Raw genomic sequence first — 13154 nt, 5'->3', positions numbered from 1 at the left:
GCTACTGCCCCCAAAGGATCATTAAGGCCCAGATGAATTGAATCAGGAGCCATAAAAGTACGAACATTTGTACTGATAAACGAAGAGCAGTACACTTCATATAGTCGGTAGTTACAGTCCAAATACCTATCCATGCGTGCAATGAAAGCGCAAACAATGCGATAAGTGATGCAATTCGAACTAATATATTGGAAAAAAGAGCGTGCCATTGTGCAAAACCCAGTTCAGGGTGCAACAACAAAAAACCAATTATAAAAAAGGAATATGCAGCAAAATAAACTGCTGTAACGCGTTGAATCAACCAATCCTTTAACCCATTACCTGTTAAGCTGGTGACATTATTTACCATATCCAGATTCCTAGAAAAATTGACAAAATAATGGCAAGAAAAATGACTAACACAGCAGAACGTCTACCAGCATCAAGATGCTCACCAACCCCTATATCCATCAAAAGATGCCTAATCCCTGCAAGTAAATGGTAAATCATCGAGGCACCAAACGCCCACATAACCATTTTATAAGCGGGATGAGATAGCAAATTTTTCACCTGCGCAAATGTTTCTTCTGATTGCACGGACTGACCAAAGATGTACAGCATAATGGGTAACAGTAAAAATAAAACTACCCCTGAAATCCTATGTAAGATGGACGCTATAGCCATAGGGGGATATTTTAAACTGCCCAAATCCAGATTAACGGGTCTTTTTTTGTTCACTGTGAATTTCTTCCTTAATTAAAAAGTTAATTAAATAGCACAAATGCGAAGTATAGCACTCTGTTTTTATCGTGCAAGATAAGCTCCTGCGTATTCCGAGCAAATTTTAATTTGTCTCCATCTAATTCAAAATAAATTTGTAAATACTATTAGACAGAACTTCGATAGCTGACTTAAATCAAAAAGAATATTTTTACAAATTGTCATTCTCTGATGCAAATAATTAGATTTTGGTGCATTTCGATCTTTTGTTGTGCTTATATCCGATGTGCAAAATAAAAGATCAAGTTATTGTATTGCTAAGGAAACTTTTGTAAAGATGTAAAAAATAATAAGAATATAAAGTGAAGTAATAAAATTCAACTAAAAATAATTAAATAGGCAGTAAAAGCATTAACGATGAGTAGCCTGAATATTCTTATCTTTTTGGACCAGAGCCAGAGGCTTTATGTGGTTGTCTAAATGTTTCTCTGGGCGATTCTGAAGGGTATCCGAACTTTTCTGCATTTTGTTTCACAATTTGTAAGTATCGTTCACCCCATGCGCCTGGATCGAAGTTAGTAACTACAACGTTATAGGGTAAGTTAATAATCGACTCAAACGCTTTTCTTTGAGGAAGCAAATGCCCACCGAAAGCTACCTGAACCTCTGTCTCCTTATCAATGCCGCCTTCTTTTAATCGCTCGACCAAAATATAAATCATTTTTTCTATGGTCATATAAAGCTTATACATTGACATTCCAGCAGAAACTAGCTCTTCGCTTTTAGAAGTAGATAATTTGGATCCCGAATCAAGAATAGGATAGACAAATTCAAGCTCATTTGTACCGGGAATTAGTTCCGCCTTGATCAGTACTGGAGGTACAAGAAGATCGATAGAGGGAGATACAATATACAATTGGAAATCAGCCCAATGCCACCAGATTTGATAAACCCGCTCTACCAAAGTCACAGGATCATTTAAATCCTCTTCCATTTGCAACTTGCGCAAGTCCATGCTGTTATCGATGTTATCAATAAATTCTGAGTTTTCGTCAGCAGTTGGAATATCTGGTTCATCAGCCATTTGCTTACCACATGTAAATCAAACCTATATGAGTATATTAGCCCAAATTTAATGAATGAGCACGAAAGTTAAAACAGCTTAAGTAAAATACCTGTAAAAATAGCAATCTAGGCAAACGATAAACTATAAAAGATATTGATAGTATTCAGGGGCACTCGAACGACATTTAAAGCATGTACTTTGACAATTTGCCTTTTCCTGGCATTTACGGATGACGCCCTTCCCAATCCATAAATCAAGCATAGGTTGTAATGCTGGAAGATCCAAACGAAACTCTCGAGTCAATTGTTGGGTGCTCACGATACCTTCACGGCAAATGTACTCACGTATTTGCAACAGCATTATGCCTCCTAGTGCTGCGTTTAGTGTATTGACGCATTCCTATAAAAAAAATGAGAATTAATGCAAGAATTACGAACGTCTTTTGTTCTGAATTTTGCATCCATTTAGCAATTTGATAAAATGAAACCGCTGTACCATACGCAACAACAAAAGACCAAATCACAGAGATCCACATATATTTCTTATTTGCTTCTTGACGTATTACTGCCATCGTAGAGACACAAGGGATATAAAGAAGGACAAACAGCAGATATGCATAAGCCCCTATTTTACCATCAAACCGCTCTGCCATTATTCCATATACTGACTGTGATACCGGATTATCTGCAGCACTAGCCAATATAGGATTTACCAAGGCAGAACCCAATTGTGCTAAATTTTGTGGGATTGTCCAAAAAGCTGTTTTAATTCCATCCCAAAAATCAAAGTGTGCCGCAGCAATTTCAGTCACATGACCCATTTGCGCGTAAAGTGAATTTAATGTACCCACGACCACTTCTTTGGCCAACATACCCGTCAGTAACCCTACTGTTGCAGGCCAATTATCTTGATGAATTCCCATGGGGGCAAATAAAGGAGTTATTGATTGCCCCATTAAAGAGAGCAATGATTGAGTACTGGCTTCACCAGAGTTAATTCCACCATCTATAGTAATGGCATTTAAGCCACCTAAAATAACACAGATTGGTACAATTAATTTCCCTGCACGCACTACAAAAAAACGTAAACGCAGAAGCGTTTCTTTAAGTAAACGTTTGAGTGCGGGCTTATGATATGCCGGTAATTCCAAAATTAACGGGGATGCATGCCCCTTTAAAGTAGTTTTACGCAAGAGGAATCCCGTTAATACTGCCATCAAGATTCCTATAAGGTACAAAGAAAATACTATATTCTGTCCACCCGATGGAAAAAATGCAGCAACAAATACCGCATAAATAGCCAAACGAGCACTACACGACATAAAAGGACTCATCATTACTGTTAATAAGCGATCGCGTTCTGAATCTAAAGTACGCGCGGCCATAATTGCAGGAACGTTGCATCCAAAACCAACAATCATCGGTACAAATGACTTACCTGGTAAACCCATCTTTCGCATCGCCTTATCCACTACAAAAGCAGCTCTTGCCATATAACCTGATGTTTCTAACAAGGATAAGAAGAAAAACATGGCTGCAATAACGGGGATGAACGTTAATGTGGTATTAATTCCTTTGCCCACACCATTTGCCAATAAAGCGATGACCCAATTCGGTGCATCGATTTGATGCAATAACCAGGAGGTTCCTTGAACAAATATTGTATCGGTACTGATATCAAAAAAATCCTGAAAAGCACCACCTACATTAATTGCAAATAAAAACATTAAGTACATCATGGCAAAAAATATAGGGAGAGCAAAAAAACGATGCAACATTATCTTATCGAGTTTTGCAGTGAAATGTTCGCTGGCATCACTACCCTTTTTTTGCACGACTGTAACTATTTCATGTATTTTTTGATATCGCGCATCAGCCAATAATACATCCAGATTAGGATCCACTTCATTCAATAAAGTTAAATCTTGAGCAATTGTCTTATCAGATAAGAGTTTATCTCCCTCTGCGAGTCTACGGGCATAATAATAAGCACGCGATTTACTATAACCTTGATGAATTAAGGTATTTTCCAAGGTCATTAATGTCTGTTGTATGGGTGTGGCTAGGGGAAATAGCAGGGGAGTCGCTGCTTGAGGCAATCGTGTCACTTCCTGCATCAATTGTGCAATGCCTATTTTTTTATGTGCTTGGATTGGAATAACAGGACAACCTAATTGTTGTGACAAAGCCTTTGGATCGATGGAGATTCCTCTTTGCTGAGCAATATCCATCATATTTAACGCAAGCAGCACGGGTTTTCCTAATTCCAAAATCTGGGTGGTCAAATATAAATGCCGCTCAAGATGACACGCATCGATCACATTAATGATGCAATCCGCTTCGATAGTAACAACAGATTGAGCCGCAATTTCTTCATCCTGACTGATGCCATCTGCATGAGCTATAAGAGAATAAATTCCTGGCAAATCAGTTACTTCAATCCGTTGTTGCGCGACCAAAAACGACCCTGTTTTCTTTTCGACGGTTACGCCAGGCCAGTTTCCTATGCGCTGATTATCACCCGTTAATGCATTAAACAAAGTGGTCTTGCCACAATTAGGATTGCCGACCAATAACACATGAGTCATATACGCTCCAAAATCAGTTGGCTCGCTTCTTCCTTGCGCAATGTTAAGGAAGTTCCTCTGACTTCAATTTGGATAGGACATCCTAAAGGGGCCATTCGCACAACTAAAAATTCAGTGCCGCAAGTAACTCCCAAAGATAAAAGTCTGCGTCTGTATTGCACCCCAGTAGCACCAAAACTGGTTAACCGTACTCTATCACCTTGTATTAATTCTGTAATATTTATCATGTCCTAACAGCAACTCGTCAAATAACTTAATCATATTAACATAAATGAAATCGAGAATCATTCTCAATTTAGGGAAAAATTATACATTATTCTAATTCCAGATAAACCCTTTGCCTAAGTACGGCAGCATTACAGTTATTAAATAATAGCCCTTAGCTTATCCTACGTCCTTCGGTTTGTCCGCGAGATGGAGTAATGTGTTTGATTACTAGATCGGGAGTCCAATCCGCAGAAGAGAAGATCCTTAATTATTTCTTAAATGTAGGGAAGCAAACAGAACCGGTAGGCTCACTTTTACAACCATTCCCGCCGAACTATTTTGAAATCAACTCCTTAAGCTCTCTTTTGGGATGGCGTGCCAGATAATCTACCGACTGCATTTCCAGCAAACGGCTTAATGTCCGCTTGAAAGTCTCCTGCATTTCTCCTTCGACATATAACTCCTCAACTGCTACCTCTGCAGAAATGATAATATTAATCCCGCGATCATACATCACATCGATAAAATGAATGAACATAATCGTTTGTAAGGTATGATTGACGGTTAATGCAGGAACTTCACTTAAGAAAATGGTATCAAATTTATCTGCAATCTCTAGATAATCCAATTGACTACGCGGCAAATTACAAAGAATATCAAAGTCAAACCAAATCGATTGTTCTGCAAGTTTGAGATAAGGAATCTCGCGATTCTGTATCGTAATGGTGCCATTTTCTTTAAATTCACTCACCAAAAGCTTGAATTGTTGCTCCATCACTTGGGTTGTATGCTCATTTAAAGGAAATAAATAAGCATCTAGCAGTGGAGCTCTCCCCACTCGATAATCTCTTTGCTCATTTAAATGGAGCACCTCACAATGTTCTTTAATTGCGGTAATCGCGGGTAAAAAACGTTTCCGATGAACTCCATTGCGATATAATTCATCGGGGGGTATATTCGAAGAAATAACCAAAATCACCCCATAAGCAATTAAAGATTGCAATAACTCCGCTAAAATCATGGCATAGGCGACATCATGGACCATAAACTCATCAAAACACAGTACCCGAGTCGTTTTGGCCAACTCCTTAGCAATTTGGCGAAGAGGATTTTTTTGTCCTTGTAAGCGTCTTAACTGAGCATCCACCTGTTGCATGAAATGATGGAAATGAAAGCGAGCCTTCTTTTTCTCTTCGAGGCAATCATAAAATAAATCAATTAAATACGTTTTTCCTACACCAACAGGCCCATAAAGATATACCCCTTTAATTCGAGGTTTAATTAAGGGATAAAGCCAGGACGAATTTGATTTTTTCACCTGATAGGCAAGACTCTCCAAATGCGTCAAGATGTCGCGTTGCAGAGGGTCATCATCAATGTCACCGCACTGAATTGCGGCTTCATATTGAGTAATCAAATTCATTATAAAACAACCTGAGAGCGAATATATTCCAGGAGCTTTGCTTTGAGTTCAATTAATTTACCATGAAAAAAATGTCCGGTGTTTGCAAACTGAATCAACGGGATTGCGGCTTTGGCAGCAAAATCAAAAACTAAAGCGGGTGGAACAACTTCATCTTCATCGCCCTGAACAATAAGCCAAGGAGATGGCATAGGATTAAATTCATGGTAATTATAATGATTAACTGCCGGAGCTACGGAAATTAATAATTTGGAATCAGATTGGGCCGCAGCACGATAAGTCACATAAGAACCAAAAGAAAAGCCCGCAAAAATTAGTTTCTTCTCGGGGTGCTCTTCTTGCAACTCACGAACCCACACCAGGATATCCTCGCTTTCACCTACTCCCGCATCATAAGACCCTTCAGATTGACCCACTCCACGAAAATTAAAACGTACAGAAGGGATGTCTAATTCTCTAAAGACACGTGCTAAAGTGGTCACTACTTTATTATTCATAGTGCCACCCTGAAGGGAGTGAGGATGGCCTAAAAAAGCAATATAGTCGGTATGGTTCTGCTCTGGGACAGTTATAACTGCCTCCAGTTTCCCAATCGCTCCTTGCAAAAATAAAGGATGCTCGCCTGGGAGGGATAATTTTTCAGTGATTTGCATAAAAAACTCGTATTATAAAAAACCTCTTTTTCACACCACGTATTAAATATCTCCAATGAAACTAGTCCGTGGCGCGAAACATCAATGATAACCCAGAATTATAGATGAATAAAATGCATCAAATACAAAATGAAGTACTACCCGTATAAAAATAACCATTGTAAGTTTGAATGCAGCGTAACAAAATTCAAGATGAAGTCCACTTGATACACCCAAATGATAATGTGCCTATCCCCACTTCTCAACTATCCGAATTTCAAATATGATAACCTTATGAGCAGATCTACAGACTCATAATGCGCTGACCTCTTGGCAGCGACTTCCTATTCAATTTTTTTGGAGGACTTGATCCATGCGACAGGTACCTATAATGTGTTTCGCGTTCCACTATAATGCTTACTCTTTTTTATTGAGGAGAAAAGCATGAAAATTCATGATTTCAAACGTAAAAAAGAAGAACACCAAAAAATTTCAGTGATCACTTGTTATGATTATCCTTCTGCCTGCATTGTAGCTGAATCAAATATCGATTGTGTACTCGTCGGAGATTCTGTAGCTATGGCAGTTCATGGCCATGAAACAACCGTTACTGCGACCATGGAGATGATGATACTTCATACCCAAGCTGTAGCACGGGGGCTGAAACAACAATTTTTGATTAGTGATTTGCCCTTTTTATGCCATAAAGGTTCTCTGAGTCACACTGTAAACAATGTAAGAAGCTTGTTACAGGCAGGTGCGCAGGCCGTGAAAATTGAAGGAGCGGATGCAGATACCTGTCAAACGATTTCTTATCTTGTGAAGGCGGGTGTGCCCGTTATAGGACATATCGGTTTAACCCCTCAATCCATCCATCAATTAGGGGGTTATAAAGTGCAGGGAAAAAATAAAGAGCAAGCAGAACAACTTATTGAGCAAGCTCGTCAGTTAGAGACGGCTGGATGCTTTGCCCTAGTCATCGAATGTGTTCCCCAACAACTCGCGCTGACAATAACTAATTCAATAACTATACCTACTATTGGAATTGGAGCAGGTTCTCATACTGACGGCCAAGTGCTTGTCTGGCATGATATGCTTGGTTTACAAACAGAATTCAACCCTAAGTTTGTCAAACGATACCTTCAGGGTAAAGAAATTCTATTGACTGCATTAAATGATTACGCCCAACAGGTTCAACAAGTTAGTTTTCCAACAGCGGAACATTCATTTTAATTTGAAATTGAGCAGAATAATTCTTCCTAAAAATTTTTATCAATAAGAATTGTTCTGACTCATCTATGAAACTGTAGGAATAGGATCTGGATAAAGCTATGGCAAACCCTTATTCGTCACTTCATTCAGGTCCTATTTAGATGGTAACCCTATTCAGGAGTAACTCATGAAAATTTTTCACGATCTAAAAGAATGGATAAGTTTTCGTAGGACTTTATCCACTCAATCCACTTTAGGCTTTGCCCCAACAATGGGTAATTTGCATGCAGGTCATGCATCTTTGTTTTTAGCCAGTCAAAGAGAGAATCACTACACTGTTTCCAGTTTATTTGTAAATCCTACCCAATTTAATCAAACCGACGACTTTAAAAATTACCCTCGAACATTAGAAGCGGATCTTAAAATTATGGAAGATACGGGTGTCGATTTTTGCATTCTTCCCGATGAACATTCAGTGTATGCGGATGAATACAACTATCAAGTGAGTGAACACCAACTTTGTCAACTCATGGAAGGGACCCATAGACCGGGACATTTTAATGGGGTATTAACGGTAGTTATGAAACTTTTGAACTTGACTAAACCTCATCGGGCCTATTTCGGTGAAAAAGATTACCAACAATACTTATTGATTCAAGGTATGGTTCATGCTTTTTTTATGGATATTGAAATTAAAGCATGTCCGACGATCCGTGAACCGAGTGGATTGGCTTACAGTTCACGAAATAACCGTCTCAATCAAGATCAAAAAGCTCTAGCTGAAGAGTTTGCCAAAATATTTCAGTACAAAGAGCTCACATGTGAGCAAATCATCGAAAAGCTAACTCAAAAAGGGATTATGGTAGAGTATGTGGAAGAACATCACGATCGACGTTTTGCTGCCGTACGAATCGACAACATACGCTTGATTGATAATTATTTATTAAGGTAAGCCCTATCATAAACGCCTGGGTAAAGCGAAGCGAAACCCAGGCTAATTATTATAATAATTCCGGAAGCACTTCTGGGCTTTCTTCAGGAGCACGCTGCTGAGCCACTTGTGGGTATGACCTACCAAGTGCAGTGGATTGGGCAGGAATACCAGCCCAATGGGTATTTTCAGGTAAACGTTCACCCTTCATTAATAAAGAGAGACTACCCAAAGAAGAATTATTTTCCATCAAGGTGTTATAGAGAACAATTGAACCAACACCCACATTACACCCAGAGCCAATAGTAACATTTGAAACTTTAAATATTCTATCCTCGTAGAGATGAGTTTGAATTATTGTCTCTGCATTAATACATACATCATCACCAATAGTAATCAGATCAAATTCAGAAAATTCAGCACTGTCTGTGAAAACCCTCTTCCCCGCTTTAGTTCCTAAACAACGATGCACCCAAAGTGCAAAAGGAGTGCCTAAAACTTTATTGGTCCAATGCGGATTCGTATAATAGTTGTACGAATATTCGATCACATCATTCTTCCAAATAAAAGGATCCCATATAGGCTTGGTTAAAGGTTTTAATTTACCTAACATTATCCATTTTAAGCCAACCAATACTCCAACAAGACAAACCGTAATAAACATTTCTACGGGTGGGAGAACCAATGCGGTCACAAGCCAGGAGTATTCACTTAACATGTAATCCAAGACATACAACATATTAAATAATGCTATTAATGAAAATGTCGAGGGTAAAATAACACGTATCAACTCAATAAATAGGCGCATGAAATAGAGTTTTTTGGAGGGATAAAAGGTCTCTTTATCAGAAAAGCCCACAAAGAGCTCGCGCTTCGGTAAAAACACAGCAGGTGAACCAAGCCAAGCAGAATGAGGTTCTGATGCCCTGCCGTCAGAGGGGGTCACCGACAAACATCCTATAAGAGCACCCTCGCCAATGGATTTGCCCGCAGATAATAAACTAACATTTCCTACAAAGCCTCTACGTCCAATAGAAACCGGGGCAAAAGAAATAAAACCATTATAAACACCTGGCCAAGCTAGAGCGACAGAACTGGCTGTAAAACCACCTTCATCTATAGTGACTAGATCAGGAATAATATGAGGGGTTTCCCCCATTTCTACGCCCTTACCTAATTTTGCTCCGAGTAATCTTAAAAAAGCAGGCATAAACAAGGTATCTGCCATAATCGAGATTTCATCCCCATCCAATAATTTCACTATCAACCAATGACGGAAGTAATAAAAGCTCTTTAAAGGATAATTGCCGGGTTTTATCTTATCCAAAATAATTTTTTTACTGAGTACAATGCATAAATAATATAGCCCTAAAAATAAGATTGCCCCTAAAGGTATGGCAAAAAACATTGTGGTGAAATAATGACTCTGATCGTAGTAATAGCTAATCAATGAGATTGAGGGAATTAAGCATAAATAATAAACCCCCATGACAAAAACAACGCCTAAGTAATGCAAAATACCAAAAAGAGTATTTTCCAACAGGGTAGATTCTTCAATCGCAACTTTCTTCCGAGTAATGTGATCTGCGGGAATAGTACCTGGCACTGCTGGGGAGCCTGCAAAATAAGATCCTTGCGGAATTAAGCCTTGATCAGGCAGCATGGACATTTCATCCAAAACAGCATAATCTTCAATTTGTGCATTTAACCCTACTACTGCACGTGAACCAATATAACAATTATTGCCTATACTGATGGAACCTATTTTTAACCAACCATCCTCAATGATATATCCATTAAGTCTACTGTCCGCACCAATCGAAGTGTTATCCCCTATGGTTAACAAATCATGAGCAGAGATCTGCATCGACCCTAGATAACAGTTTTTACCTATTTTAGCTCCTAGTAAGCGATAATAAATACCAGCTAAGGGCGAACCCACTAAAAACTTAGCTAAAAATAAATTCTTTTGCAGCCTTTGCACTAACCACCAACGATAATAGAACCATCCCCAAAGTGGATATTCGCCAGGTTTAATGCGTCCCAGTAAAATCCACTTCAAACCAATCGTAATAAATAACGAAATGATTGGCATGGACAAAAACAAGCCTAGGAAAGCAAGCTGTAATTCTCTAGATATAATTGAATATTCAGAGCTAACCCAGCTGTAACATAAAATAACAGCCAATAGTTGTAAGGTTCCCACTGCATATTGCAATAAACACCCAAAAAATTGACCTACACCGCATAAATAATATTTCCATTGTGGCACTTTGTATTTTTTCTTGGGTGCTTGTTGCTCATCGGTTTGTGGATTAAGGCAAGGATCATTAAACTTCTGTTCTAATAGTTGAATTGTTGGATTTTTATATAAATCCAGAATGGAAATATTTTTTAACACCGGTATTTTGCGTAAATTAGATATGACCTTTGCTGCATGTAAGGAATGTCCACCCAAATCATAGAAAAAGTCTGCACTTATTGAAATATTTTTACAATCAAATACCTTTTCCCAGGCGCGAGCGATTTCTTTTGCAAGCTCAGACTCAGGTGCTATATAAACTCTCTCTGATTTTTGCACGGGTTTAGGAAGCTCTTTGCGATTCACTTTACCGCTGGCTAAAACTGGAAACGTTTCCAAAATTTCAATTAGCGATGGAAGCATATAATCAGGTAAGCGCGACCTCAAAAATGATTTAAATTCATTTACATCAAAGGCATTTTTAATATCAAGGATTAAATAAGCTACAAGTGTCGGTTGCTCAAGGGTTTGCAAAGAAACCACGGCTTGTTTTATGCCAGTATATTGCATGATTACTGTTTCAATTTCGTTTAATTCAATACGAAATCCACGCAACTTGATTTGATCGTCTATTCGTCCAGCGAAGAGAAGATCACCATTAGGAGCTCTTGAAACTAAATCCCCTGTTCGATATAAGCGCTGTTTGTGATTTAACGGATTAAAAACAAATTTCTTTGCAGTATCTTCGGGGCGATTGACATAACCACGAGCCAAAGCAACTCCAGCAATACACAACTCGCCTTCTTCTCCTTCAGCTACTTCTCGTAATTGTTCATCAACAATGAGAACTTCATAACCGGGCAAGGGTTTACCAATGGTAACCTCTTCCTTAGGGTTACATTCTGCATAAGTAGCAATAATGGTTGCTTCCGTGGGACCGTAAGTATTAATTATCCGTAGCCCTTCTCTACTCCAACGCTTCACCAAACTGGAGGGGCAAGACTCTCCGCCTAAAATAAGTATGCGGAGATCAGGTAATTGTCCTTCTAGAGTAGACAATAACGTAGGGACGGTTGAAAAAACACTAACTCGATGTTGTTGTAAGAAGGAAACGAGACCTAAGCCTGAGCGAACTTCTTTAGCAGTACAAGCAACCAGGGTGGCACCATTGGCAAAAGCCATCCAAAATTCTTCCAAAGAAGCATCAAATGCCAAAGAAAAACCTTGATATACCTTATCATTACTCTTTATATCATATAGTTTGCTCGCAACTTCAACATAGTGACAAATACTACGCTGAGTAATTTCAACTCCTTTAGGTTTTCCAGTTGAACCTGAAGTATAAATGATGTAACACAAGTCATTAGCCGTTAAATCTTCTTGAAGAATTAATCGCTTTGTTGGGTATCGAGAAATTTCTTCGGCCAATTGATCTATTGCATAATAAGTTGGCCATTCCAAATTTTTCTGGGCTAATTGTAACGAGGAAGTTAAAACTGCATCAAAGGGTAGATCGGAAAAAATATAGTTAATTCGTTCGTTGGGATAATCTACTTCAATAGGTACATAAGCTGCACCCGTTTTTAATGTCGCCAATATAGCAATATAGCATTCTATCGATCGCTCGAATAGAATGCCTACAATGCTACCCTTGGAGATTGTATTTTCGTGGAGATAATGGGCCAATTGATTAGCGCGATGTTCTAACTCCTGATAGGAAATAAATGAATTATCGCAAATCAAAGCAATATTGTCTGAACAATTATCAACAGATTGCTCAAAGAAGTGATGCAATTTCATAGTGTTATGACCGGATGAGAAACTCAAATTGGGATAGGCTCCTAATAATTGGTAAATTTTCCACAACTTGATTTGTTTTGTCGTCTACTTTTAATAAAAAAGCGAGTAAGAACTTACATCACTCAATATATTATATTTAACTCTAGAGTAAAAGACTTATGGAAAAAACACAGAAAACAGAAGCAAGATTATTTTTTTGGCATTATAATTCTTTATTGTTCAATAATCGAGCCCCTCGCTACGAGTTTTAATGATTTATTCCATAACTCTCTAAAACATTCGAAATAAGTGAAGCAAAATAATTTAAGTGGCACTCCGGGGTTTATATTGCTTCCCCGGCTCCTCTATTTCGTTT

At 38.5% G+C, this 13154-nt stretch carries 11 protein-coding genes; 2 read left to right on the top strand and 9 right to left on the bottom strand.

Annotated features, from left to right (window positions below):
* Nucleotide 1 precedes the first annotated feature (1 nt).
* From sdhD to HBNCFIEN_RS01690, 8 genes are all read right to left on the bottom strand, one after another.
* Nucleotides 2-349 carry a succinate dehydrogenase, hydrophobic membrane anchor protein gene (gene sdhD, locus HBNCFIEN_RS01725; protein WP_182392432.1) on the bottom strand — a complete coding sequence of 116 codons (348 nt, stop codon included), beginning with the start codon at nucleotides 347-349 and terminating at the stop codon, nucleotides 2-4.
* A complete protein-coding gene (gene sdhC / locus HBNCFIEN_RS01720) occupies nucleotides 343-717 on the bottom strand; it encodes a succinate dehydrogenase, cytochrome b556 subunit (RefSeq protein ID WP_182392431.1) in 375 nt (124 codons plus the stop codon). The genes sdhD and sdhC overlap by 7 nt, the downstream gene beginning before the upstream one ends.
* 418 nt (nucleotides 718-1135) lie before the next feature.
* Nucleotides 1136-1783, bottom strand: a complete 648-nt coding sequence (locus tag HBNCFIEN_RS01715; RefSeq protein ID WP_182392430.1) for a virulence factor — start codon at nucleotides 1781-1783, stop codon at nucleotides 1136-1138.
* 123 nt (nucleotides 1784-1906) lie between these two features.
* A complete protein-coding gene (locus tag HBNCFIEN_RS01710; protein ID WP_182392429.1) occupies nucleotides 1907-2125 on the bottom strand; it encodes a FeoC-like transcriptional regulator in 219 nt (72 codons plus the stop codon).
* On the bottom strand, nucleotides 2106-4352 hold the full coding sequence (gene feoB / locus HBNCFIEN_RS01705) for a Fe(2+) transporter permease subunit FeoB (protein ID WP_182392428.1): 2247 nt from the start codon (nucleotides 4350-4352) through the stop codon (nucleotides 2106-2108). Before feoB ends, HBNCFIEN_RS01710 begins: the two co-directional genes overlap by 20 nt.
* Entirely contained in the window at nucleotides 4349-4579 is a 231-nt protein-coding gene (locus HBNCFIEN_RS01700) for a FeoA family protein (protein ID WP_182392427.1), read from the bottom strand. The genes feoB and HBNCFIEN_RS01700 overlap by 4 nt, the downstream gene beginning before the upstream one ends.
* 314 nt (nucleotides 4580-4893) lie before the next feature.
* Nucleotides 4894-5982, bottom strand: coding sequence for a cell division protein ZapE (gene zapE / locus HBNCFIEN_RS01695; RefSeq protein ID WP_182392426.1), 1089 nt, complete (start codon nucleotides 5980-5982; stop codon nucleotides 4894-4896).
* Nucleotides 5982-6635 (bottom strand): alpha/beta hydrolase, encoded by a 654-nt coding sequence (locus HBNCFIEN_RS01690; protein ID WP_182392425.1) that lies wholly within the window; start codon nucleotides 6633-6635, stop codon nucleotides 5982-5984. Before HBNCFIEN_RS01690 ends, zapE begins: the two co-directional genes overlap by 1 nt.
* Nucleotides 6636-7058: 423 nt before the next feature.
* On the opposite strand from HBNCFIEN_RS01690, the gene panB reads away from it, so the two are divergent.
* Nucleotides 7059-7847: a 3-methyl-2-oxobutanoate hydroxymethyltransferase gene (gene panB, locus HBNCFIEN_RS01685; RefSeq protein WP_182392424.1), complete on the top strand. Its 789-nt coding sequence runs from the start codon at nucleotides 7059-7061 to the stop codon at nucleotides 7845-7847.
* Between the two features lie 166 nt (nucleotides 7848-8013).
* Nucleotides 8014-8778: a pantoate--beta-alanine ligase gene (gene panC, locus HBNCFIEN_RS01680; protein WP_182392423.1), complete on the top strand. Its 765-nt coding sequence runs from the start codon at nucleotides 8014-8016 to the stop codon at nucleotides 8776-8778.
* 49 nt (nucleotides 8779-8827) lie between these two features.
* On the opposite strand, the gene HBNCFIEN_RS01675 is transcribed toward panC, so the two are convergent.
* Nucleotides 8828-12799 carry a Pls/PosA family non-ribosomal peptide synthetase gene (locus HBNCFIEN_RS01675; protein ID WP_182392422.1) on the bottom strand — a complete coding sequence of 1324 codons (3972 nt, stop codon included), beginning with the start codon at nucleotides 12797-12799 and terminating at the stop codon, nucleotides 8828-8830.
* Nucleotides 12800-13154: the final 355 nt, after the last annotated feature.

Origin of the sequence: Legionella sp. PC997 (assembly GCF_014109825.1) — a bacterium.
In the GTDB taxonomy this organism is placed as follows: Bacteria; Pseudomonadota; Gammaproteobacteria; order Legionellales; family Legionellaceae; genus Legionella.
This window is presented reverse-complemented; position numbering and strand designations above follow the sequence as displayed.